Origin of the sequence: Paraburkholderia flagellata, assembly GCF_021390645.1 — a bacterium.
Taxonomy (GTDB): Bacteria; Pseudomonadota; Gammaproteobacteria; order Burkholderiales; family Burkholderiaceae; genus Paraburkholderia; species Paraburkholderia flagellata.
In genome coordinates this window covers 1179683-1203066 of sequence record NZ_JAJEJT010000001.1, presented here as the reverse complement: position 1 = coordinate 1203066, position 23384 = coordinate 1179683, and the positions used below count along the sequence as shown (strand labels likewise).

General features: G+C 63.3%; 19 protein-coding genes and 2 tRNA genes. 3 read left to right on the top strand and 18 right to left on the bottom strand.

What is annotated here, in order from left to right; genetic code table 11:
• Positions 1-37: 37 nt before the first annotated feature.
• From xylF to xylA, 3 genes are all read right to left on the bottom strand, one after another.
• A complete protein-coding gene (gene xylF / locus L0U83_RS05260; protein ID WP_233881210.1) occupies positions 38-1066 on the bottom strand; it encodes a D-xylose ABC transporter substrate-binding protein in 1029 nt (342 codons plus the stop codon).
• 195 nt (positions 1067-1261) lie between these two features.
• On the bottom strand, positions 1262-2752 hold the full coding sequence (gene xylB / locus L0U83_RS05255; RefSeq protein WP_233881208.1) for a xylulokinase: 1491 nt from the start codon (positions 2750-2752) through the stop codon (positions 1262-1264).
• 101 nt (positions 2753-2853) lie between these two features.
• Entirely contained in the window at positions 2854-4176 is a 1323-nt protein-coding gene (xylA, locus tag L0U83_RS05250; protein ID WP_233881206.1) for a xylose isomerase, read from the bottom strand.
• 311 nt (positions 4177-4487) lie between these two features.
• Between xylA and L0U83_RS05245 the strand changes: the two genes are divergently transcribed.
• Together L0U83_RS05245 and L0U83_RS05240 are read left to right on the top strand one after the other, a co-directional pair.
• Positions 4488-5699 carry a XylR family transcriptional regulator gene (locus tag L0U83_RS05245; RefSeq protein ID WP_233881204.1) on the top strand — a complete coding sequence of 404 codons (1212 nt, stop codon included), beginning with the start codon at positions 4488-4490 and terminating at the stop codon, positions 5697-5699.
• Between the two features lie 60 nt (positions 5700-5759).
• Positions 5760-6860 carry an aldose epimerase family protein gene (locus L0U83_RS05240; RefSeq protein WP_233881202.1) on the top strand — a complete coding sequence of 367 codons (1101 nt, stop codon included), beginning with the start codon at positions 5760-5762 and terminating at the stop codon, positions 6858-6860.
• 20 nt (positions 6861-6880) lie between these two features.
• On the opposite strand, the gene L0U83_RS05235 is transcribed toward L0U83_RS05240, so the two are convergent.
• The 3 genes from L0U83_RS05235 to L0U83_RS05225 all read right to left on the bottom strand — a co-directional run bounded on the left by L0U83_RS05235 (position 6881) and on the right by L0U83_RS05225 (position 8919).
• Complete coding sequence (locus L0U83_RS05235; protein ID WP_233881193.1) at positions 6881-7741, bottom strand: 3-hydroxybutyryl-CoA dehydrogenase; 861 nt, start codon at positions 7739-7741, stop codon at positions 6881-6883.
• A 158-nt stretch (positions 7742-7899) separates the two neighbouring features.
• Positions 7900-8220 (bottom strand): DUF190 domain-containing protein, encoded by a 321-nt coding sequence (locus L0U83_RS05230; protein WP_233881191.1) that lies wholly within the window; start codon positions 8218-8220, stop codon positions 7900-7902.
• A gap of 129 nt (positions 8221-8349) precedes the next feature.
• Positions 8350-8919 carry an acyloxyacyl hydrolase gene (locus L0U83_RS05225; RefSeq protein ID WP_233881189.1) on the bottom strand — a complete coding sequence of 190 codons (570 nt, stop codon included), beginning with the start codon at positions 8917-8919 and terminating at the stop codon, positions 8350-8352.
• Positions 8920-9553: 634 nt separating this feature from the next.
• On the opposite strand from L0U83_RS05225, the gene L0U83_RS05220 reads away from it, so the two are divergent.
• A complete protein-coding gene (locus tag L0U83_RS05220) occupies positions 9554-10948 on the top strand; it encodes an MFS transporter (RefSeq protein ID WP_233881187.1) in 1395 nt (464 codons plus the stop codon).
• Positions 10949-11087: 139 nt separating this feature from the next.
• On the opposite strand, the gene L0U83_RS05215 is transcribed toward L0U83_RS05220, so the two are convergent.
• From L0U83_RS05215 to L0U83_RS05160, 12 genes are all read right to left on the bottom strand, one after another.
• Positions 11088-12026: a DMT family transporter gene (locus L0U83_RS05215; protein WP_233881186.1), complete on the bottom strand. Its 939-nt coding sequence runs from the start codon at positions 12024-12026 to the stop codon at positions 11088-11090.
• A 243-nt stretch (positions 12027-12269) separates the two neighbouring features.
• Positions 12270-12346 (bottom strand) — tRNA-Pro (locus tag L0U83_RS05210).
• Positions 12347-12439: 93 nt separating this feature from the next.
• On the bottom strand, positions 12440-12838 hold the full coding sequence (locus tag L0U83_RS05205) for a MerR family transcriptional regulator (protein WP_233881185.1): 399 nt from the start codon (positions 12836-12838) through the stop codon (positions 12440-12442).
• Between the two features lie 127 nt (positions 12839-12965).
• Entirely contained in the window at positions 12966-13376 is a 411-nt protein-coding gene (locus tag L0U83_RS05200; RefSeq protein WP_028204248.1) for an integration host factor subunit alpha, read from the bottom strand.
• A gap of 91 nt (positions 13377-13467) precedes the next feature.
• Positions 13468-15924 (bottom strand): phenylalanine--tRNA ligase subunit beta, encoded by a 2457-nt coding sequence (gene pheT / locus L0U83_RS05195; protein WP_233881184.1) that lies wholly within the window; start codon positions 15922-15924, stop codon positions 13468-13470.
• A gap of 108 nt (positions 15925-16032) precedes the next feature.
• Entirely contained in the window at positions 16033-17046 is a 1014-nt protein-coding gene (pheS, locus tag L0U83_RS05190) for a phenylalanine--tRNA ligase subunit alpha (protein WP_233881183.1), read from the bottom strand.
• A 236-nt stretch (positions 17047-17282) separates the two neighbouring features.
• Positions 17283-17642, bottom strand: a complete 360-nt coding sequence (rplT, locus tag L0U83_RS05185) for a 50S ribosomal protein L20 (protein WP_004192938.1) — start codon at positions 17640-17642, stop codon at positions 17283-17285.
• A 30-nt stretch (positions 17643-17672) separates the two neighbouring features.
• A complete protein-coding gene (gene rpmI / locus L0U83_RS05180; RefSeq protein WP_004191477.1) occupies positions 17673-17870 on the bottom strand; it encodes a 50S ribosomal protein L35 in 198 nt (65 codons plus the stop codon).
• A 294-nt stretch (positions 17871-18164) separates the two neighbouring features.
• Positions 18165-18686, bottom strand: coding sequence for a translation initiation factor IF-3 (gene infC, locus L0U83_RS05175; protein ID WP_083245567.1), 522 nt, complete (start codon positions 18684-18686; stop codon positions 18165-18167).
• Between the two features lie 50 nt (positions 18687-18736).
• Positions 18737-20644 (bottom strand): threonine--tRNA ligase, encoded by a 1908-nt coding sequence (gene thrS / locus L0U83_RS05170; RefSeq protein WP_233881182.1) that lies wholly within the window; start codon positions 20642-20644, stop codon positions 18737-18739.
• A 275-nt stretch (positions 20645-20919) separates the two neighbouring features.
• Positions 20920-20996, bottom strand: a tRNA-Val gene (locus L0U83_RS05165).
• Positions 20997-21070: 74 nt separating this feature from the next.
• Positions 21071-23317: a RelA/SpoT family protein gene (locus L0U83_RS05160; protein ID WP_233881181.1), complete on the bottom strand. Its 2247-nt coding sequence runs from the start codon at positions 23315-23317 to the stop codon at positions 21071-21073.
• Between the last annotated feature and the right edge of the window lie 67 nt (positions 23318-23384).

Genomic DNA, 23384 nt, shown 5'->3' with positions numbered 1-23384 from the left:
ACACTCGTGGCGCGCGCGGGCCGTCAGGCTATAGACGTTACTGGCTTGCCAGTTGCGCCTGCGTATAGAAGCCGTCCTTCACGACGACATCCACGTTGCTCTTCGTGAGCAGCGTAGGCTGCAGCAACACCGTATCGACCTTCTTCTTGCCGTTGTCGTACTGCGCGTTGTACGCGGGCTTCTGGCCCTTCGCGAGATCGACTGCGAGCTTCGCGGCTTCGCCCGCGATGAGCTTGAGCGGCTTGTAGACCGTCATGGTCTGCGTGCCCGCCACCACGCGCTTGACTGCCGCGAGGTCCGCGTCCTGGCCCGACACCGGCACCTTGCCCGCGAGATGCTGCGCGGCGAGCGCCTGGATCGCGCCGCCCGCCGTGCCGTCGTTCGAGGCAACGACTGCGTCGATCTTGTTGTTGTTCGCGGTGAGCGCGTCTTCCATGATGCGCAGCGCCGTCGAAGCGCTCCACTCCGGCACCCACTGCTGGCCGACCACCTTGATGTCGCCACGGTCGATAGCGGGCTTGAGGACCTTCAGTTGTCCTTCACGCAGCATCTTCGCGTTGTTGTCGGTAGGCGCGCCGCCCAGCAGGAAATAATTGCCCTTGGGCTGCGCATCGTAGACACCCTTCGCCTGAAGCTCGCCCACCTTTTCGTTGTCGAACGAGATGTAGGCGTCGATATCGGCGTCGAGGATCAGACGGTCGTACGAAACAACCTTGATGCCCGCCTTCTTCGCTTCGGCGACGACGTTGCCGAGCGTCTTCGAGTTGAACGGCACGATCACGATGACGTCGACGCCACGCGAGATGAGGTTTTCGATCTGCGAGATCTGACGTTCCTCGCTGGCGTCAGCCGACTGCACCGACACTTTCGCGCCCATCTTTTCCGCGGCGGCGACGAAGTAGTCGCGGTCGCGCGACCAGCGCTCGACACGCAGGTCATCGATACAGAATCCGATCTCGGGATGATCCTTGCTCGCGTGAGCGAGCGGTGCGGCTAGCGACAGGCTCGCGAGCACGGCCCCGCATACGAGCGAACTCAGAACCGACCGACGTTTGGCGAAATTCATGTCTCCATACTCCTCTTGATGCCGATGCTTGGGCACGCGCGTACGCGTCGCCGCTGCGGCGATGGTTTTCAGGTTGTTGCCGATGCAAGTGCGGAACACACGCGAAACGGCATGGCGTGCGGTATAACCGTAGGACTACCAATCGACTGCACCACTACGCTGGCAGTGCAGTTTTTTCTTCGCCGGCGCCGCTAGTCAGGCGCCGGTTGCGAAAACCGGTTCGAGCGCGCGATACAGCGCGCTAAATGTTGGACGGCGCGCCTCGCGATACCAGGCGTGGCGTGCGGCGTCAGGCTCGCGCATCGCGAGCACGGGCGGCTGCGGGCACACGTCGTCGAGCGCCGCGCCTGGTTCGAGCGCGAGATGCGCGAGACGCGCGGCGCCAAGCGCCGGACCGACCTCGCCGCCAGCGCGCAGCGCGAGCGCGCGGCCGCTGATATCGGCGAGCATTTGCGTCCACCAGGGGCTGCGTGAGCCGCCGCCAATGACCGTTATTGTTTCCGGCACGAGCCCCGCCGCGTGGAGCGCGTCCATCCCATCGAGCAGTGCGAAGCCTACGCCTTCCAGTGTCGCGTTGGCCAGATCGGCGCGCGTGGTCTGCGGGGTCATGCCATAGAACACGCCCTTCGCGTTGACGTTGTTGTGCGGCGTACGCTCGCCGCTCAGGTAAGGCAAAAACCACGGCCGGCGCGCGTCGCGCTCGGCGTTCGAGTTCGCTTCCGCGTCGGCGAGCAACGCGGCTACGCTTTCGTAACCCGTAAGCTGCGCGGTGAAGTCGAGGCAACTGGCCGCGTTCAGCATCACGGACATCAGATGCCACGTGTGCGGTAACGCATGGCAGAAGCTGTGCACGGCGGAATCGGGATTCGCGAGAAAGCCGTCCGAGACCGCGAAATAGACGCCCGAAGTGCCGAGCGACAGCATCGCGTCGCCGGGTCGCACGATGCCCACGCCCACGGCCCCCGCCGCGTTGTCGCCACCGCCCGCCACGACCGGAATCTCGCGCAGTCCGAATTGCCGCGCGAGTTCGGGACGCAGCGTACCCGTGACCTGGTTGCCTTCGAACACGTCCGGCATTTGCGCACGCTTGAGGCCGCACGCCGTAAGCAAGGTCTCGCTATAGTCGCGCTTCGCAATGTCTAGCCACAGCGTGCCAGCGGCGTCGGACGGGTCGGTCGCGAACACGCCGGTGAGCAGCCAGCGCAAATAGTCCTTCGGCAACAGCACATGCGCAATGCGCGCGAAGATCTCCGGCTCGTGCTTGCGCACCCACAACAGCTTCGGCGCCGTGAAGCCCGGCATCGCGAGATTGCCAGCGATCGCATGCAACCGCGGCACATCGCGCGTAAGCTCGATACATTCGGTGTCCGAACGACCATCGTTCCACAAGATAGCGGGACGCAGCACCTCGCCTTGCGCGTCGAGCAGCGTCGCGCCGTGCATCTGGCCGGTCAGGCCGAGCGCTTCAATACGCGCCGGGTCGATGCCGCGCCCACGAGCCTCGTCGATGAGCGCGCGCAATGCACCCTGCGTGGCGAGCCACCAGTCTTGCGGCGCCTGCTCGGACCAGCGTGGCTGCGGCCGGCTCACGGTGAGCGGCGCGCTCGCGCTGCCGAGCACGTCGCCCGCGCGATCGAGCAGCACGGCCTTCACGCCCGACGTGCCGAGGTCGATACCGATGAACATGTCTCCGTCCTTCTTTTTGCGCCAGTTTGCCTGCTGTGGCACACGGCGCAATTGCGAATTTGACGGCGCGCGCTAATGTTTTTTCGCGCGCCGTGGCACGGCTAGCGCTGGCCGTAGATGGCCTGGTTCACGACATTCTCGAGGCGCTCCTGCTGGCCGCTCGCATGTTGCGGATTCATGCCGTGCGCGAGTGCGTCGGTGGCGAGCGAAGAAAGCGAGTAGCCGCCCGCGAGAATCTTGCGGCCGAACTCACTGTCCCAGCCCGCATAGCGCAGGCTGCGGAACTGCTCGAGCCGGTCGTTCTCCACGAGCGCGGCACCGCGCTCGAGCGCAAGTGCGAGCACGTCGATCGCGCCCACGTGGCCGTAGAACAGGTCCTCCGGATCGGCGCTTGCGCGGCGCACCTTCGCGTCGAAGTTCATGCCGCCCGTCGTAAAGCCGCCGTGGCGCAGGATCTCGTAGAACGCGAGCGTGAGTTCTTCGACGCTGTTCGGGAACTGGTCGGTGTCCCAGCCGTTTTGCGGATCGCCGCGATTCGCGTCGACGCTGCCGAACACGCCCAGCGCGAACGCCGTCGCGATTTCGTGATGGAACGAGTGGCCCGCGAGCGTCGCGTGATTCGCCTCGATATTCACGCGGATTTCGTTCTGCAAACCGTATTGCGTGAGGAAGCCGTGCACCGTGGCGACGTCGTAGTCGTACTGATGCTTGGTCGGCTCCTGAGGCTTCGGCTCGATCAGCAGCGTGCCGGTGAAACCGGTGCGGTGCTTGTGCTCGACCACCATCGAAAGGAAACGCGCGAACTGTTCGCGCTCACGCTTGAGGTCGGTATTGAGCAGCGTGTCGTAGCCTTCGCGCCCGCCCCACAGCACGTAGTTCTCGCCCCCCAGTTTGCGCGTGGCGTCGAGCGCGTGACAAACCTGCGTGGCCGCATACGCGAAGACTTCGGGGTTGGGGTTCGTGGCGGCGCCGCCCGCGTAGCGCGGATTCGAAAACAGGTTCGCGGTGCCCCACAGCAGCTTCACGCCGCTCGCTTGCTGGCGCTCGCCGAGGTAGTCGACCATGCGCTTGAAGTTTTCCGTGTAGTCCTTCAGGTCCTTGCCTTCCGGAGCGACATCGGTGTCGTGGAACGTGTAATAAGGGGTGCCGAGCTTCGAGAAGAATTCGAACGCGGCATCGGCCTTCTGGCGCGCGCGCTCCATGGCGTCGCCGGGCTGCTGCCACGGCCGGTGAAACGCCCCCTGCCCGAAAATGTCGTTGCCGGGCCAGACGAATGAGTGCCAGTAGCACACGGCGATGCGCAGATGCTCTTCGAGCGTCTTGCCGAGCACCTTCCTGGTACGGTCGTAGTGATGGTACGCAAGCGGGTTGTCCGACTGCGGACCTTCGTATCGAATAGCGGGGATATGTTCGAAATACGACATGAATGTCTCCAATGTTGTTGCAGCGCAGCGGCGCAGCGTGCATCCCTCTGTGTGACGCCATACTGCCCGCGACGCGCAAAGCGCGGCAATTGCGAAATTGCGTGAGACCTTTAATGTTTCCTGCCGACCGGCGCGGCCGGTGCGCCCGCGAACCCGAATGTGGGCCTAAAATAACCGGGCGTTTAAAACGACGCGCCACAGGCGCGAAAGACATCGTAGCGCGGCGCTCATTTGCGCGCACCGCGCCCGAACAGGAGACATCGCGGCTTTCCGCAGGCGTTGCGCGCCGGGCGAACAGCCGCCGACACGACATGACCCGTGCCCCCGCTTCCCAGACGCCCCACCGCATCGCACTGCTCTTCAACGCGAACAAGGTGTACGACCGCGAAATCATTGCGGGGATTGGCCACTATCTGCGCTCCACACGCGTAGCCTGGGACCTTTTTCTCGAAGAGGACTTCCGCTGCCGGCTCGCGGGCATCGAGCGCTTCGATGGGGACGGCATCATCGCCGACTTCGACGACCCCGCCGTGGCCGACGCCCTGAGCGGCTGCCCGCTGCCGGTGGTCGCCGTGGGCTCGTCGTTCGAAGATGCCGGCCAATACCCTGCCGACGTGCCCTATATCGCGACCGACAACCGCAAACTGGTTTCGCTTGCGTGGACGCATCTGATCGGCGCAGGCCTGCCGAATCTCGCGATGTACAGCCTGCCCGTCGCGCAGGAAAACCGCTGGGCACAGGAGCGCGAACTCGCATTCCAGGCGATCGCTCGCGAAGAAGGCGTGCAGGCGCCGATCTACCGGGGTCAGGCCACCAGCGCCAGCGCCTGGAACCAGCATATCGAACAGTTGAGCGCGTGGCTGCACAGCCTGCCCAAGCCCGTGGGCGTGATCGCCGTGACCGATGCCCGGGCAAGGCATTTGCTTCAGGCATGTCTGATTGACGGCATTGCGGTGCCCGAGCAGGTGGCGATCATTGGCATCGACAACGATCCGCTCACCCGCACGCTCACGCGTATTCCGCTCTCGTCGGTCATTCAGGGCACTGAGGAAATGGGCAAGACGGCCGCCCACTTGCTGCACCAGATGCTGCGCGGCGCACGTTTTCCGGGACAACGCATTCTGGTTCCGCCCGTCGGCATCAATGTGCTCGAATCGACCCGGCATGAACCGTTGTCGAGCCCGCATGTCATGCGCGCACGCCACTTCATCCGCCAATACGCGTGCCAGGGCATCAAGACCGAGCAGGTGGCCGACTACGTGGGCGTGTCGCGCTCGTCGCTGGAAGAATATTTCCGGCGCGAACTCCAGTGCACGGTCCACCAGGAGATCCTGCGCCACAAGCTGGACGCCGCGAAGGCGATGCTCGCGAGCCGCGACGCTTCGAGCGCGGAGGTGGCAATCCGCTGCGGATTCACGTCGCTGCAGTACATGTATGCCGTATTTCGCCGTGAGCTGGGATGCACGCCGCGCGAATATCAGGACAGTGTCGCGAACGCTTCCGGCGGCCGCTTGTCCACTTGAGATAAAGCGGCTTCGGCCACCCCGGACAATCACGCTTTCTTCATACGTTCTCTTCGCCTCATGAACACTCTTGCTGCCTATATGACTTCCGAACCGTGGGGCGCCCTGCCCGGCGGCGACGCCGTGCGGCTCTACACGCTGCGCAACGCGCAGGGCATGAAGGTGACAGTCAGCGACCTTGGCGCGACGCTCGTCTCATGGCTCGCCCCCGATCGCGCCGGCCGCCTCGCGGACATCATGCTCGGCCACGACACGCCCGCGGAATATCTCGCGGCCTCCACGTACATGGGCGGCCTGGTCGGGCGCTGGGCCAACCGCATCGCGGGTGCGCACTTCACGCTGGACGGGATCGACTATCCGCTCGATCGCAACGAGAACGGCAATCTGCTGCATGGCGGCGCGAACGGCTTTCATCGGCAGATGTGGCAGGTGGAAGAGGATCGGGGCTCGCTGGTGCTGCGGCTCGATTCGCCCGAAGGGGATGGCGGTTTTCCGGGCAACGTGAGCGTGCAGGTGCGCTATACGCTCGACGATGACGGCACGCTCACGCTCGAATACGAGGGCGTGAGCGATGCGCCCACGCCGCTCAATCTCACGAGTCACGGCTACTTCAACCTCTCCGGCGAAACGAGCCCGGACATTCGCGGCCACATGCTGACGATCGACGCCGACGCCTTCCTCGAAGTCGATCCTCAGTTGATTCCCGTGCGCATTACCGATGTCTCGGGCAGCGCCTTCGACTTTCGCCACGGCGCGCCGCTCGGCGCGCGGCTCGACTGGCCGCATGCCCAGCTAGAACGCGCGCACGGTTTCGACCACTGTTACGTGCTGCGTGCGCCCGAGAGCACAGCGGGCACGCTGCACGCCGCGCCGGGCCGCTGGCCCGTGCGGCCGGTCGCACGCGTGTACGAACCGGGCAGCGGGCGCGAGCTCGCCGTCGCGACCGACCAGCGCGGCCTGCAGCTTTATACGGGGAATTATCTGGAAGGACAGCCGGGACGCCGTGGCACGACGTGCGCGCGCTATGCGGGGCTGTGCCTCGAAGCGGGCGGCTTCCCGAACCAGATCAACATGGAAGCGCCCGCGTGCGACGAAGTGGTGCTGCAGCCCGGCAAGACCTATCAACAGATCACGCAATACCGCGTTAGCGTGCTCGCCTGAAGCCAGCCGGGCGCAAAACTTCAGGAGACTTTGTCATACTGATAGACGCCGCGCCCGGTCTTGCGGCCAAGCTGGCCCGCCGCGACCATCTCGCGCAGCAGCGGGCACGCACGATACTTCGAGTCGCCGAAGTCCTTCAGGAACACGTCCATCACCGAAAGACAGACGTCGAGGCCGATCAGGTCCGCCAGCGCGAGCGGGCCGATCGGATGATTGGCGCCAAGCTTCATACCCGCGTCGATTTCCTCGGCGCTCGCAATGCCTTCCGCAAGCACGAAGAACGCTTCGTTGATCATCGGCACCAGAACGCGGTTCACCACGAAGCCCGGCGCGTTCTTCACGCCGATCGGCGTCTTCTCGAGGCGCAGCGCCATTTCACGCACCGACTCGGCAACCTCCGCGCGCGTCTGCAGCCCGCGGATCACCTCGACGAGCGGCATCATCGGGACGGGGTTGAAGAAGTGCATGCCGATGAAGCGCGACGGGTCGGCGAGCGTGGTCGCGAGCGCGGTGATCGAGATCGACGAGGTGTTCGACGCGATGATCGCGTCGGGGCGGGCCGCGGCCTCGATCTGCTTGAGAATGCGCGTCTTCAGCTCGGCGTTCTCGGTCGCCGCCTCGATCACGAGATCGACGCTCGCGAGACGCTGGTAGTCGGTGGTCGTTTCGATGCGCGCGAGCGCGGCATCGCGCGCGCCAGCTTCGAGCTTGCCCTTCGAGACGAGCCGCTCGAGGCTGTGCGTGAGCGTGGCGACGCCCTTGGCGAGCGCCGCATCAGTGACGTCGATCATCACCGCCTTGAGCCCCGCCACCGCCACCGCCTGGGCGATGCCGTTGCCCATCGTGCCTGCGCCCACGATCCCTACCGATTCGATTGCCATGCCTCGTCCTCACTCCTTGTCTGCGACGCCGGCGTGTCGCTATGGAAAATGCCGGTCATGCGGCGCAACGCGTGGTGCACCGCACCAATACCGACAGTGTAACGGGTTGTGCAAATCCACCGGAACTCGCGTGACGGGGGCGGCCAGCAGAGTGCCGTTCAGACGCCACCTAGCCTGCCGTATTCGATTGTCGAGCGCGTATAGAAGAGTTCGACGCCGCCCGCTTCCAGCGTGACGAGGAGCGCGTCGATGGAGGGCTCGTCGGCAACGATCAGCACCACGGCGGGCTCGTCGGCCAGATCGAAGAAGTGTGCGGCGTGCAACTTTCCGTGGATGTCGAGGCCCTCGTAGCCTTCCAGCACGGTAATGCCGAAGACGCCCTGCGCACGCGCGGCGTCGATGATCCACGAGACCGCCGACTTGTGGCCCTTCTTGTGCTTGCGGCTCGTGTAGAGCGTGAGTTGACTGCCTGCGGGCATGGGAACCTCCATGCACTCGGAAGTACGTCGCGGAGTTACGTCGAATGAACGCCGCGCGACGGGCGGCATATAAAAAAGTCTAGCACGCGTCCTTTTACGCGCCCGTACGCTGGCACGCCCGCTGCGGCCCTAGAAGTTGAACTGGAAATAGATCTGGCTGAAGTTCGTACCCGGATTCGGTTCCTTGATATCCGCGTTCGACAGGTGCTGGAAACGGAACCCGGCCTGATAACTCCCGTGCTCGCCGAACTGCGCGCCAACGCCGACCATGTCCACGAACTGGAACGACGTCGACGTCGTGCGGTCGGGCGTTTGGCGTACATGCGAGAGAAAATGCAAGCCCACGCCCGCCTCGATGAAGGGCTTGAACCAGCCTGTATCCTTGATGAAGCGAAGAACAGGCGTCACGCCGTATTCCCAGATATGGGAGTACACGGCATCCGGCGCGTTCAGCTTCCAATAAGCGACGTGCGCCTCGCCCACCAACGTGAAGTGATACCCGCCGATGTGCCACCACTGCAGGCCCGGATCCCACACGAAACCGAGGTCGAGCTTTTTCACGTCGTGGTCCGCAACACCCGCTCCGAGTTGAACGCCGAACGTGTTGTCCGCTTGCGCGCTGGCCGCGCCGAACGCGCAAAACACGATGAGCGCCCCACGCCCCGCACGAGCCGGCCAGACGAATCTTCTTACTTTCATATATTTCCCCGACTCGATCGATTCAGCATGACGTCATGCATCGGGCACAACCACAATTTGCGCGGGCTCGGCGTACGCGCAATTGCCATACAAAATGCACTGCGCGCTTGTCATTTAGGCAGAACAAATGCCATCAGACTTCAATATTCTCTAATGACCCACGCGTATATGAAAGCGCAGCTTAGCGTCGAAAAACCGAACGCGCTCGCTCGCCAGCAAGCCTCGCCCCATAGGGCTCTCCGCGCTGATCAACACTGACTGACGGCTTTCAATTTTCGATTATTGAAGCCCGCGAATGGTGCAGACCGGTTATTTGCTGAAAAACTTACGAAATACGCGCTCACCCTGATCGCGAATTCGTCTCAATTACTGCTTTGCGATTTACAGAGCGTTCGAATTCGCGAATAGCGATTTACCGATTCGCCTCGTGTCTGGATATTCCGATGAACGAAACCCATGCGGCGCCTGGGCTCGGGTATTCACAAACACCGCCGAATGCCCGGCGTAGCTGTACCCAAATTGAGGACAAACAGCGCGCGAACCCCTCGCATAATCCGCGTGAATTGTGATCCGCGGCAAACAACAACGCCATAACCGTTGCCACGCTCACGTCCCGGTGCTTAGGAGGAGACACATGAGCCCAATCCCGCAAGGGCATGCTTCGCGCGTGCCGCAAACGTCCGCGCAAACGCAGTCAAACTGCGCAGCCGCCGCCGAACAGGTCACGCGCAAGGTCTCGCGACATTTGCTCGGCTTCCTGTTCCTGCTGTTCGTCGTCTCGTTCCTCGACCGCATCAACATCGGCTTCGCGGGCCTGACGATGATGAAGGACCTCGGTCTGTCGAGCACGCAGTTCGGCTTCGCCACCACGCTCTTCTACGTCGCCTATATCGCCTGCGGCATTCCGGGCAATCTCATGCTCGCGCGCATCGGCGCGCGCCGCTGGATCAGCTTCATCATGATTGCGTGGGGCCTCGCCTCCACCGCGACGATGTTCGCCACCAACGCCACCACCCTCTACTGGCTGCGCATGCTGGTTGGCGTGACCGAGGCCGGCTTCCTGCCCGGCATGCTGCTCTATCTCACCTGCTGGTTCCCAGGCGCGTGGCGTGCACGGGCGAATGCCCTCTTCATGATCGCCATGCCCGTGACGGCCGCGCTCGGGTCCGCGGTCTCGGGCTTTATCCTCAAGCTCGACGGCCTTGCAGGACTGGCCGGCTGGCAGTGGCTCTTCGTGCTCGAAGGCATGCCGGCAGCGCTGCTCGGCTGCGTGGCGTTCTTCTATCTGGACGACACGCCGCGCGCCGCCCGTTGGCTCAGCGCGGAAGAGAAACGCACGCTCGAAGCCGCGCTTGCCGAGCCGGCCAACGGCCTCGCTTCGACCACGGCGCACGCGGCGAGCGAGCGCAGCCTCTGGCAGCAACTGCGCTCGCCGGTGGTCCTGCGCTTCGCGGCGGCATACTTCTGCCTCGTCAACACACTCGCCATGGTCGCAGTGTGGGCGCCGTTGATCGTGAAGGGTTTCAGCGCCGGGGCGAGCAACGTCACCGTGGGCCTCGTGGCGACGATTCCGCAGCTCGTCACCATCGTCGCGATGATTGCGTGGGGGCGCCGCTCCGACCGGCTGCAGGAGCGCAAATGGCATCTTGCCGCGCCGATGCTGCTCTCGGGGATTGGCTGCGTGTTGACGGCGCAAGGCGGCGCGCCACTCGTGCAGCTGCTTGGCGTGTGCCTCGCATCGGCGGGGTCGTACACGGCGATGTCGATCTTCTGGACCACGCCCGATCAAGCGTTCACGCCGCAAGCGCGCGCGGTGGGCATCGCCGCGATCAATGCGATCGGCAATATCAGCTCGGCGGCAAATCCGCTCGTCGTGGGCTGGCTCAAGGACGCGACGCACAGCTATGCGGCGGGGCTCATCTATTCCGCGGTGCTGCTCGTGCTGGGAGCGGTGATCGTCGCGACGTTGCCGATCAGCCGCGGCGGTCGTGAGAAGGAAGTCAAAGCCGTGCCGCGCGTGGCGGCTTGAGCGAGCTTGAGTGCGAAATCGCGCGACGCCAATCGCCGCGCGATTTCGTCGATGCTGCTCGCAAGACAGTGCGTTGCGGCTCACCCACATGGCGCTCGCAACACACCCGCCTCGCCCGCGCCGTACGGGCGCTGCCCTGCTAGCGTTCCGCGCTCGCTTCGCTGCGGCGCGCGGTGAATCCGGGCAAGCGCTTCACGAAGCCGGTCGCGAGCGCCGTGCCCACGAGAATCGCCGCGCACGCCTCGACCATGCCCATCGAAACGCGCTCGCCGAGAAAGAGCGCGCCCCACAGAATGCCGAAGATGGGGATCACGAATGTGACCGTGATCGCGCGCGCCGGCCCCACCGCTGCGATCAGCCGGAAGAACAACAGATAAGCGACACCCGTGCACGCTACGCCCAGGCCGAGCACCGCGCCCCACGCATGCAGCGAGATGGGCGCAGCAGGCCAGGTGACCAAGGCGATCGGCGCGAGCACGAGCGTCGCGCCCGTCATCGTCCCGGCAGCGACGGTGAGCGGATCGATGCCCGTGAGATGGCGCTTCGTGTAGCTCGCAGCGACACCGTACAGCGCCGATGCGACGAGTGCAGCAAGGGCGGCGAGTGCAGCGCTCGTGGAAGACGCGCCGCCGCCTGCGTGCGTCACGACCTGATCCCAGACGAGCGCGAGCACACCGGCGAAGCCGATGGCCAGCCCGACCACACGCATCCCGCTCAGACGATCCTTGAGCCAGACATACGCGACGACTGCACCCCACAGCGGCGTGGTCGCGTTGATCACGGATGTGACGCCCGCGGACAGCGTGAGCTCGGCCCACGCGAAGAGACAGAACGGCGCGGCGGAATTGAGGATGCCGACGACGAAGAGCGGCCATGCGCGTTCGCGCAGCGTGCCGAGCGCTTCGCGTGCGGGACGCCGCGAGAACAGCACGATCAGAAGGAACAACGCGCCGATGCCAACGCGCAGCGCCATCAGCGGCGCGACGCCGAAATCGGTCACGCCGACACGGATGAACAGAAACGACCCGCCCCATAGGGCGGCGAGAAAGACCAGTTGCGCGAGTTCGATCGGGTTCATGTGAGGTGACGCTGTCTGAGCATGGGGTTGCGCGCGGGCGCGCGATTATACGAACCACGGGCGCGGAGTACGCGTATCGTAAGGCGAGCGGCACGCGCCGTATAACGAAGGATTCTCACCGATATGTGAGAAAAATTGACAGCCGGATCTTGCGGTGTCATTGCTTTGCGCTCTGCGTCGCGCGTTTTGCAGCGCGCAAAAAGACAAAGCCCGCGTAATCTTTCGATTACGCGGGCTCTATTCTGGTCGGGGCGAGAGGATTTGAACCTCCGACCACCTGCACCCCATGCAGGTACGCTACCAGGCTGCGCTACGCCCCGAGAGCTAGAAAGTATAACAGAGAGTTTCTCTAATTAGAACCGCTTCGCACGTAATTCGTGAACGACCCGGTCGCATGCGTTCAGAGAGGTGGTTCAGCGCCCGAGCGCATCGAGCACGTGCAGCAATTCCTTGCGCAACTGATCGACGTCCACGAGCGCCGTCGTGCCTTCAGAACCCGGCACTCCCACGGCTTCCGGCTGCCCGGCTTCCTCGGCCGCTGCCCCATGCGCATCGAGCCGGTTGCGTGCGCCGTTGATCGTGAAGCCCTGCTCGTAAAGCAGCTCGCGAATGCGACGGATCAGCAATACCTCGTGATGCTGGTAGTAACGGCGATTGCCGCGCCGCTTCACCGGTTTCAGCTGCGTGAACTCCTGCTCCCAATACCGCAGTACGTGAGGTTTCACGCCGCACAGCTCGCTCACCTCGCCAATGGTGAAGTAGCGCTTGGCGGGTATGGGAGGCAAGACGACCTTTTCGTTTGTCGATGTCATCGCCGGGTTGCCGTCGTGGTGGTTGCGCAATGAGGCGTCGCCGCCTGGGTCCTTGAAGTCCGCTATTTCTACTTATTCGTTCACGCCCGCCATATTGCCACCGCCGCGGGCAGACAAACTCAACGCATCAACGCGGAAAGCTCGCCTCGGCACCGCTTTCCACGAGCGCCTTGAGCTTCTGGCTCGCATGGAACGTCACCACGCGACGCGCCGCGATGGGTATCGCCTCGCCCGTCTTCGGATTGCGGCCTGGGCGTTGCGGCTTGTCGCGCAACTGGAAATTGCCGAAGCCGGACAGCTTCACGCTGTCGCCGCTTTCCAGCGCGTCACGAATCACTTCGAAGAAGGCTTCGACCATGTCTTTCGCTTCGCGCTTGTTGAGACCCACGTTGTCGAACAGCAGCTCAGCGAGTTCGGCTTTGGTCAGCGTGGGCGTGTCGTTCGTGGCGCTTGCCGACGAGGCAGGAATGTCGCGAATCATGGCGCTACGCTGTGCCGCAAGAAGGGCTTCGAAATCACTCGAGTTCATTTCGTTCATCTATCTATGAAATGGCGCGCTTCCGGTTGCGGGGTTGACTTGCAAACTCGCAAACCAGAAGCCGATGTCGGTACGTGATGAGCCGAGGAGCTTATCCGCGCAACCGGGCGCCATACACTCGAGCCAGGCGATCCACCAGGGACTTGATGGCCGCATCGACCGTTTCGTCCTGAAGGGTTCCGCCAGTATCTTGCAGGGTCACCCGGAAGGCAAGGCTTTTCTCGTCCACGCCAAGTCCGGAAGTATTTGATTTTGCACGAAATTCATCGAAAAGCGCAACCCTCTGCACAATCCGGCAAGGCTCGTCTTGCATGCCCTTCTGGAACTCGTCGAGCAGCGCTTGCACCTCGATCTTTTGATCGACAACCAGAGCGATGTCGCGACGGACCGGCGGGAATTTCGACACTTCGGTAGGCGTGGGCAGTTCGCGCGCCATCAGTGCGTCGGCCTCGACCTCGAAGAGCATCGGTGCGTGCGGCAGGTCGTACTTCTGCATCCAGCGCGGATGCAACTCGCCAATCCAGCCCACGGACTTGCCATCGACTTCGATGCGCGCGCTACGTCCCGGATGCAGCGCGGGGTGTTCGGCCTTCACGAAACGCGGCGCCTTGGCCGCGCCAAGCGATGTGAATAGCGCTTCGAGATCGCCCTTCACGTCGAAGAAGTCGACGCCGCGCGTTTGCGCGCCCCACTGCTCTTCGAGCGCGGGACCGTAGGCGAGCGCACCGATCATCTTCGGTTGTGCGAAACCTTCCACCGCCATCTCGCCGGCCTTGATCGACGGATCGTTGAGGAACACACGGCCCGCTTCGAACACTCGCACGCGCTCGGCACGGCGGTTGAGGTTGTGGCGCAGCACGTTGATGAGGCTGCCGAACAGCGTCGTGCGCATAACCGAGAGCTGGCTCGCGATCGGGTTCAGCAGCTTCACGGGATTCGCGTTGCCCGCGAAGTCCTGCTCCCATTCGGCGTCGACGAAGCTGAAGTTGATCGTCTCAGCGTAATCGCGCGCGGCGAGCGCGTGACGAATGGCGTGGATCGAGCGGCGCGTTTCGTTGGTCGCACGCATTTCGCTGCGTGCCACCGGCGGCAGCGCGGGAATCTTTTCGAAGCCGTAGATGCGCGCGACTTCTTCGATCAAGTCTTCTTCGATCTCGATGTCGAAACGGTACGGCGGCGGCGTCACGCTGAAGCTCTCGTCGCCTGCATTGTCAACGCCACGCGTGAACGTGAGGCCGAGGCGCGTGAAGATTTGCGCGATCTCATCGGCGCTGATCTTCACGCCGATAATGCGGTTCGCGCGCGCCACACGCATCTTCACCGGCTCGCGCGCGGGCACGTTCACGGTTTGATCGTCGATCGGGCCGGCTGCGCCGCCGCAGATGTCGAGGATCAGTTGCGTGATGCGCTCGATGTGCTCGACGGTCGTCGACCAGTCCACGCCGCGCTCGAAACGATGACCGGCATCGGTCGAGAAGTTGTAGCGGCGCGAACGACCACGAATGCTGTCGGGCCACCAGAATGCGGCTTCGAGATAGATGTTCGTGGTGTCGAGCGTGACGGCCGTGCTGTCGCCGCCCATGATGCCCGCGAGACTTTCGATCTCGCGGTCATCGGCGATCACACCGACGGTTTCATCGACTTCCACCGTGTTGCCGTTGAGCAGCTTGAGTTGTTCGCCCTTCTTGCCCCAGCGCACGTCCATCGAGCCGTGGATCTTGTCGAGATCGAACACGTGCGACGGGCGGCCGAGTTCGAGCATCACGTAGTTCGAGATGTCGACGAGCGCCGAGATGCTGCGCTGGCCCGAACGCTCGAGGCGCTCGACCATCCACATCGGCGTCTTCGCGTGCGCGTTCACGCCGCGGATCACGCGGCCCGAGAAACGGCCGCACAGGTCCGGCGCCGAGATCTTCACGGGCAGCTTTTCGTCGAGCTTCACTTCGACCTTCGGGTACACGGGCGCCTGCAACGGCGCGCCGGTGATCGCAGCTGTTTCGCGTGCGATGCCGTACACCGAAAGGCAATCGGCCTTGTTCGGCGTGAGCTTGATTTCGAAGATGGTGTCGTCGAGATTCAGCGCTTCGCGGATGTCCTGGCCGATCGGCGTATCTTCCGGCAGGATCATCAGGCCGCTGTGGTCTTCCGAGAGCTTTAGCTCGCGCGCCGAGCACAGCATGCCCTGGCTTTCCACGCCGCGCAGCTTCGAGAGCTTGATCGCGAAGGGCTTGCCGCCTTCTTCCGCGGGCGGCAGTTCGGCGCCCACGAGCGCCACCGGCACCTTGATGCCGGGCGCGACATTGGGCGCGCCGCACACGATCTGCAGCGTCGCGCCAGTGCCGGCATCGACCTGCGTGACGTTGAGCTTGTCCGCGTCCGGGTGCTTCACGACTTCGAGCACGCGGCCCACGACGATCTTCGTGGTGGGCGGCGCGGCCGGGCTCAGGCCTTCGACTTCGAGGCCGGCCATTGTGAGCGCGTGGGCCAGTTCATCGGTCGTGAGCTTCGGATCGACAAAGCTTCTCAGCCAGGATTCGGGGAATAGCATTTGGTTTTACGTTCCAGACAGATTGTGACCGTCGCGGGGCGGGTTCTCGCGCACCTTTTTCAGGTGCTGCGTCCGCCTCGCGTTGTGCTAACGGATGCGTCGCTTCGATCAGGCGAACTGACGCAAAAAGCGCAGATCGCCTTCGAAGAACAGACGCAGATCCTGCACGCCATAACGCAGCATCGTCAGGCGTTCGAGGCCGCTGCCGAACGCAAAGCCGATGTAGCGCTCCGGGTCGAGGCCCATGTTGCGGATCACGGTCGGGTGCACCTGGCCCGAGCCCGAGATCTCGAGCCACTTGCCGGCGTTCTTGCCGTGCTCGAACATCATGTCGATTTCGGCCGAGGGCTCCGTGAACGGGAAGTACGACGGCCGGAAGCGCACCTGAATGTCGTCACGTTCGAAGAACTTCTTGAGGAAGTCGGTGTAAACACCCTTCAGGTCTGCGAAGCTGATGTTCTCTTCGATCCACAGGCCTTCGACCTGGTTGAACATCGGCGAGTGCGTGGCGTCGCTGTCCACGCGATACGTGCGACCCGGCACGATCACCTTGATGGGCGGCGTGTGCGTGCGCGCGTAGCGCACCTGCATCGGACTCGTGTGCGTGCGCAACAAAAGCTGACGGCCATCGGCGTCCTTGCCGTCCACGTAGAACGTGTCCTGCATGGAGCGCGCCGGATGGTTTTCCGGGCTGTTGAGCGAGGTGAAGTTGTACCAGTCGGTTTCGATCTCGGGACCGTCGGCCACGTCGAAGCCGATCGAGCCGAAGATGCGCTCGACACGTTCCCACGTCTGCATCACGGGGTGCAGGCTGCCCGTGCCCGTGCCGCGGCCCGGCAGCGTGACGTCGATCGCCTCGGCGGCGAGCCGCTGGTTCAGGAGCGCGTCAGCGAGCGCCTGGCGGCGCGCGTTGAGCGCGGCTTCGACCTGCTGCTTGACAGCGTTGATGCGCGCGCCCTCGGTCTTGCGCGTTTCCGCGTCGAGCTTGCCGAGGCCCTTGAGCAGTTCGGTCAGCGCGCCGGACTTGCCGAGAAAGCGGGCCTTTTCGTTTTCAAGCGTGTTGACGTCGGGGGCGGAGGCGAACGCGCTTTGCGCGTCGGCGACAATCTGGTCCAGATCCATTGATCCCATCTTTTCAGCGTCAGAGTTTGAGACTTGGAGCATCTCCGCGCTCACGGCACGCCATGATGAAACGAGGCGATCACCGCGCGAAGACACTGCATGAAGCGGCGCAAGAAGCGTAATTACCAACAAAAACGGGGCTCGGTGAGGAGCCCCGTTTTTGTTGCAGCATCACCGAGACAACCGGAATGTCTGCTGCAACGAACCTGCGCAATACCTATGCTTGATACCAGCGCTTAGGCAGCGACGGCGGCCTTCACCTGCTTGACGATCGCAGCAAATGCAGCCTTGTCGAACACAGCCATGTCAGCCAGAACCTTACGGTCGAGTTCGATCGAAGCCTTCTTCAGGCCGTTGATGAACACGCTGTAGGTCATGTCGTGCTGACGCACCGCCGCGTTGATACGCGTGATCCACAGTGCGCGGAACACACGCTTCTTGTTGCGGCGATCGCGGTAGGCGTACTGGCCTGCGCGCATAACCGCCTGCTTGGCGATGCGATAGACGTTATTGCGACGGCCGCGGTAACCCTTGGCCAGGTTGATGATCTTCTTGTGGCGGGCCCGTGCGGTAACCCCACGTTTGACTCGAGGCATGTTTCGCTCCTATGAGTTATCGGTTGAGGGTTACGCGAACGGCAGCATTGCGCGCACGGAGTTCAGATCGGAATCATGAACGGCCGTTGCACCACGCAGATGACGCTTGTTCTTGGTGGTCTTCTTCGTCAGGATGTGACGCTTGAAGGCTTGACCGCGCTTGACGGTACCGCCCGGACGAACCACGAAGCGCTTTGCAGCGCTCTTCTTGGTCTTCATCTTCGGCATGACAGACAACTCCATTATTTGATGGACATGGGTGTGCGGTTGGCGCGGTGTTCACACACCTTGCCGGGACTCCGCCCTTCGAAACCCACTCCACTTGTTTTGGCGACTGGCTGGCTTTTGAAAAAACAAGCTTGCCGCCGCTTTCAGGAAAAACGCCCGTTTGCCGCACGTTATGTGCAGCGCGCGGGCGCCGTTCCGGAACCTGCTTCCCGCCTTTGGCGCGCCAAGGCGCCTAAGGCGTCACTGAAAACTGCTTTTGGCCACCGCGCAGCGAACGACCGCGCGACGTGCCAATTACTTCTTCTTCTTTGGCGAGAGCACCATGATCATCTGGCGCCCTTCCATCTTCGGCATTTGCTCGACCTGACCGACTTCTTCGAGGTCGGTGCGCAGGCGCTCGAGCATGCGCATGCCGATTTCCTGGTGGGCCATTTCGCGGCCACGGAAACGCAACGTGATCTTCGTCTTGTCGCCATCATCGAGGAAGCGGATGAGATTGCGCAGCTTGACGTTGTAATCGCCGTCGTCGGTACCCGGCCGGAACTTGACTTCCTTGACCTGGATGACCTTCTGCTTGAGCTTGGCCTCGTGCTGCTTCTTCGATTCCTGATACTTGAACTTGCCGTAATCCATCAAGCGGCACACGGGAGGCACCGCCTGAGGGGCAATTTCAACCAGATCGACGTCCTGCTGTTCCGACATGCGGAACGCATCGGCCAGCTTTACGATGCCGAGCGGCTCGTTCTCGATTCCGACGAGACGCACCTCGGGTGCAGTGATTTCACCGTTGATGCGATGCGACTTATCCGTAGCGATGTTACGTTTCCTCTAAAAATTAAAAAAACGAGCCGCGCTGCCGCAGTGGCTTACTTGAACGTCTTGATGTCTTCCGCAAGACGCGCAGTAAAGGCATCGACCGGCATAACGCCCAGATCGACGCCGCCACGGGCACGCACGGCTACCGTTTGTGCATCACGCTCCTTGTCGCCTACGACAAGCAGGTACGGGACCTTCTCAAGCGTGCGCTCGCGTATTTTATAGCTAATTTTCTCGTTGCGCAAATCGGCTATCACTCTAAGCCCTTGTTTTTGCAACGATTGGACCAGATTCGCGGCATATTCGGCCTGACTTTCCGCGATATTCATCACAACAGCCTGCACCGGAGCGAGCCACGGCGGCATCGCGCCGGCATGGTGCTCGATCAGAATCCCGAGGAAACGCTCCATCGAACCGAGAATGGCTCGGTGCAGCATGATCGGGCGGCGGCGGCTGTTGTCTTCCGCCACGTACTCCGCGCCAAGGCGCTCCGGCAGGACCATGTCCAGCTGCAGCGTGCCGCACTGCCACGAGCGGCCAAGCGCGTCCTTGATGTGGTACTCGACCTTCGGACCGTAGAACGCGCCCTCGCCCGGCAGCTCTTCCCACTGCAGGCCGCAGGCCGTGAGCGCCTCGCGCAGACCCTGCTCGGCGCGATCCCACGTTTCATCCGTCCCCGCGCGCGAATCGGGGCGCAGCGAGAGCTTGATGTCGATGTGATCGAACCCGAAATCCTTGTAGATGCTCATCGCCAGCGTGTTGAAGGCGATCGACTCGCTGATAATCTGGTCTTCCGTACAGAAGATGTGCGCATCGTCCTGGACGAAGCCACGCACGCGCATGAGCCCGTGCAGCGCGCCCGACGCCTCGTTGCGGTGGCACGAACCGAACTCCGCGTAACGCAGCGGCAGATCGCGATACGAGCGCAGGCCGTGGTTGAACACCTGGACGTGGCCCGGGCAGTTCATCGGCTTGATCGCGTAGTCGCGCTTTTCCGACTCCGTCGTGAACATGTTTTCACGATAGTTCTGCCAGTGACCGGACGCTTCCCAGAGCGAGCGGTCCATGATCATCGGCGTCTTGATTTCGTCGTAGCCGGCCACGCGCAAACGGCCGCGCATGTACTGCTCGACCTGCTGCCAGAGCGTCCAGCCCTTCGGGTGCCAGAACACCATGCCCGGGGACTCGTCCTGCATGTGGAACAGGTCGAGTTGCTTGCCGAGCTTGCGGTGATCGCGTTTTTCGGCCTCTTCGAGCATGTGGAGGTACTGGTCCTGGTCTTCCTTCTTCGTCCAGGCCGTGCCATAGATGCGCTGCAACTGCTCGTTCTTCGAGTCGCCGCGCCAGTAGGCGCCCGCGACCTTCATGAGCTTGAAGACCTTGAGCTTGCCCGTGGACGGCACGTGCGGGCCGCGGCACAGGTCCGTGAAACCGCCGTGCGAGTACAGCTTGATCTCTTCCGCGCCCGGAATCGACTCGATGATCTCGGCCTTGTACTTCTCGCCAATGCTCTTGAAGTAGTCCACGGCCTCGCCGCGCGTGACGACGCGGCGCGACACCGGCTCGTCCTTCTTCGAGAGTTCCTGCATGCGCTTTTCGATCTTTTCGAGATCCTCGGGCGTGAAGGGACGGCTGTAGGCGAAGTCGTAGTAGAAACCGTTGTCGATGACCGGCCCGATCGTGACCTGGGCTTCCGGATACAGCTCCTTCACCGCGTAGGCCAGCAAGTGCGCCGTGGAGTGACGGATGATGTCGAGGCCGTCGGCATCCTTGTCCGTGACGATGGCGAGCGATGCGTCGCGATCGATCAGCGTCGACGTATCGACCAGTTCGCCGTCGAGCTTGCCGCCGAGCGCCGCCTTGGCGAGGCCGGGGCCAATCGAAGCCGCCACTTCGGCGACCGTGACGGGATGATCGTACTGTCGAACCGAACCGTCGGGCAGACGTATCGCAACCATGTTTTTCTCCAGAAGTGCCGCGAAGGCACATCGTATTGTTCGTGGGAACAGACCGCGGAAAACTTCGCAGCGAAAAAAAATGCGGCCCCGCTTTCGAGGGGCCGCATTCACTTTTCAAACCAGACTGCAGAGGCGAAAGAGGTCCTCGACTAGCGTCGCTCCGAAGTAGTTTCGGTAAACGTTCGCGGTGTCATAACCGTAGTCGCCTTGAGCGCGGAGCGCCTTTTACTGCATTTGAAGCCTCGGCGAAACAACCGCCGCGACCTCGATTTCGTTGGTAGGCTCGATTGGACTCGAACCAACGACCCCCACCATGTCAAGGTGGTGCTCTAACCAGCTGAGCTACGAGCCTGAAGAAGAAAGATTATATGAAGTACCCGCAGACTTGGCAAGCATTTTTTGCAGCGCGGCAATACTGCGGCCGCCTCAGCCCTTGCGCGACGCCCGTTGGACCCCGCCCACCTCGCCCAGCAGCACGCAGGCGCGCTGGATCTGCGCGGAATTCGACACTTCCACCGTGAACTGCATGTACGCCGCATTGCGGCGCGACTGCGTCTTCACGCCGATCACGTTCATCTTCTCGCGCGCAAACACTTCGGAAATGTCACGCAGCAAACCCTGGCGGTCGGTGGCCTCGATCGAAATATCGACCGGGTAGACCGACTGGCCGCGCCCGCCCATCACGTCGGCGGACCAGGTGGTGTGCAGCACGCGCTCAGGCGCACGGTTGGCCATGCGCCGGAACGTCGGGCAATCGCTGCGATGGATCGACATGCCCTTGCCGCGCGTGACGAAACCGCTGATCGCGTCGGGCGGCGCGGGGCGGCAACAGCGCGCGAGCTGGGTAAGAAGCGCATCCACGCCGACAACCAGCACGCCCGACGACCCGCCATGCGCGACGTTCGCGCCGCTCGCGCGCTTGGTGAGCTGCTCGGGCGTCTCCTCTTCGGGCTCGGCTGCGGGCGCATCGTGCAACGCGTGCTCGACGTTGCGCAGGCTGAACTCTTCCTTGCCGACGACGCTGAAGAGGTCGTCGGGCGACTTGAAGCCGAGCTTGGCCGCGAGCTGATCGAGATTGACGGACGTGCGGCCCTCGCGCTGCAGCGTCTTTTCCACCATCGCGCGGCCGTTGGCGATATTCTCCTGCGCCTCGATCGCGTTGAACCACGCACGCACCTTCTGGCGCGCACGCGGGCTATGCAGATAGCCAAGCTGCGGATTGAGCCAGTCGCGCGACGGCCCGCCCTCCTTCACCGAGACGATTTCGACTGTCTGGCCGTTGCGAAGCTGGGTGTTGAGCGGCACCATCGCGCCGTCCACGCGCGCGCCACGGCAGCGATGGCCCAGTTCGCTGTGCAGGTGATACGCGAAGTCAAGAGGCGTTGCGCCTTGCGGCAGCGCGATCACGCGCGCCTGCGGCGTGAGGACATAGATGTGGTCGTCGTCGAGCGTGGCCTGGCGCAGCTGCTCCCAGGGCTGGCGCCCGTCCGAAACATCGTCCTTCCACGCAAGCAGTTGGCGCAGCCACGCGATCTTCTCGTCGTAGCTGCTGCTCGCGCTGAACTGGCCGCCGTAGCCCTTCGCACCGGCCTCCTTGTAGCGCCAGTGCGCGGCCACGCCGTATTCGGCGAACTGATGCATCTCCTGCGTGCGGATCTGCACCTCGAACGCGCGGCCGTCGTCGCCGATCACGACCGTGTGCAGCGAGCGGTAACCGTTGGGCTTAGGCCGCGAGATGTAGTCGTCGAATTCCTTCGGAACTGGCTGCCAGAGGTTGTGCACGATGCCGAGCACCGTGTAGCAATCCTTGATGTCGGGGACGATCACGCGAAACGCCCGCACATCGTAAAGCTCGGCGAAGTCGATCTCCTTGCCGCGCATCTTCTTCCAGATGCTGTAGATGTGCTTGGGCCGCCCGCTCACCTCGGCCGGGATATGCGCCGCGGCAAGCTCGCTCTGCAGCCGCGCAATCGCCTCGGCCACGTAGCTCTCGCGTTCCACGCGCTTTTCGTCGAGCAGCTTCGCGATGCGCTTGTAGGTATCGGGCTCCTGAAAGCGGAACGCGAGATCTTCGAGTTCCCACTTGAGTTGCCAGATGCCAAGGCGGTTGGCGAGCGGCGCGTAGATTTCCAGCGTCTCGTGCGCGATTTCAGGCGCGGGCGTGATCTTCGCCGCGGCATAAAAGCGCAGCGACTGCAGGCGCGACGCAAGCCGGATCAGCACGACGCGGATGTCCTGCGCGAACGCGAGCAGCATCTTGCGCAGCGACTCGACCTGCGCGCGCCGCGCCGCCTGGGCGTCGCGCCCTTCGCGGCCCGCTTCGGGCATGGCCTGCTGAGCGCGCAGGCTCACGGTGCCAAGGCGCAACAGCTTGCGCACGTCGAACACGAGCTTTACGACTTCCGCGCCGAAGCGCGCCTCGAGCGTGGCTTCCGGATCGTCGAGATGCGGCGCGAGATTGAAGAGCGCCGCGGCGAGGACCGCAGGCGGATCGACGTTGAGCCGGCTCATGATGGACGCCGTGCCCTGCGCATGCTCGATGAGCGGCTCGCCCGTGGAAAGACGTGCGTCACCGGCGTGCTCGCGCACGAACGCAAGCGCGTCGTCGAGCGACGGCAGCGCGCCGGTATCGGCGGAAACCGCGGGAGCGGGAGGAACGGTGTCGCTACTCATGAGGCGATGCCCGCCGGCATGCCGGACGGGCGACAACGAAAAGGATCAAACATACTCGACGAAACTA

Bases quoted from the DNA above. Each gene is read 5' to 3' on its own strand.
- L0U83_RS05230 (WP_233881191.1), bottom strand. From the start codon at position 8,220: ATGCCCGCAGGCAGTCAACTCACGCTCTACACGAGCCGCAAGCACAAG.
- L0U83_RS05225 (WP_233881189.1), bottom strand. From the start codon at position 8,919: ATGAAAGTAAGAAGATTCGTCTGGCCGGCTCGTGCGGGGCGTGGGGCG.
- pheT (WP_233881184.1), bottom strand. From the start codon at position 15,924: ATGCTATTCCCCGAATCCTGGCTGAGAAGCTTTGTCGATCCGAAGCTC.
- L0U83_RS05235 (WP_233881193.1), bottom strand. From the start codon at position 7,741: ATGGCAATCGAATCGGTAGGGATCGTGGGCGCAGGCACGATGGGCAAC.
- xylB (WP_233881208.1), bottom strand. From the start codon at position 2,752: ATGTTCATCGGTATCGACCTCGGCACGTCGGGCGTGAAGGCCGTGCTG.
- pheS (WP_233881183.1), bottom strand. From the start codon at position 17,046: ATGGATCTGGACCAGATTGTCGCCGACGCGCAAAGCGCGTTCGCCTCC.
- L0U83_RS05215 (WP_233881186.1), bottom strand. From the start codon at position 12,026: ATGAACCCGATCGAACTCGCGCAACTGGTCTTTCTCGCCGCCCTATGG.
- thrS (WP_233881182.1), bottom strand. From the start codon at position 20,644: ATGGTTGCGATACGTCTGCCCGACGGTTCGGTTCGACAGTACGATCAT.
- xylF (WP_233881210.1), bottom strand. From the start codon at position 1,066: ATGAATTTCGCCAAACGTCGGTCGGTTCTGAGTTCGCTCGTATGCGGG.
- L0U83_RS05245 (WP_233881204.1), top strand. From the start codon at position 4,488: ATGACCCGTGCCCCCGCTTCCCAGACGCCCCACCGCATCGCACTGCTC.
- L0U83_RS05200 (WP_028204248.1), bottom strand. From the start codon at position 13,376: ATGAACGAAATGAACTCGAGTGATTTCGAAGCCCTTCTTGCGGCACAG.
- L0U83_RS05220 (WP_233881187.1), top strand. From the start codon at position 9,554: ATGAGCCCAATCCCGCAAGGGCATGCTTCGCGCGTGCCGCAAACGTCC.
- rpmI (WP_004191477.1), bottom strand. From the start codon at position 17,870: ATGCCGAAGATGAAGACCAAGAAGAGCGCTGCAAAGCGCTTCGTGGTT.
- L0U83_RS05160 (WP_233881181.1), bottom strand. From the start codon at position 23,317: ATGAGTAGCGACACCGTTCCTCCCGCTCCCGCGGTTTCCGCCGATACC.
- L0U83_RS05240 (WP_233881202.1), top strand. From the start codon at position 5,760: ATGAACACTCTTGCTGCCTATATGACTTCCGAACCGTGGGGCGCCCTG.
- L0U83_RS05205 (WP_233881185.1), bottom strand. From the start codon at position 12,838: ATGACATCGACAAACGAAAAGGTCGTCTTGCCTCCCATACCCGCCAAG.
- rplT (WP_004192938.1), bottom strand. From the start codon at position 17,642: ATGCCTCGAGTCAAACGTGGGGTTACCGCACGGGCCCGCCACAAGAAG.
- xylA (WP_233881206.1), bottom strand. From the start codon at position 4,176: ATGTCGTATTTCGAACATATCCCCGCTATTCGATACGAAGGTCCGCAG.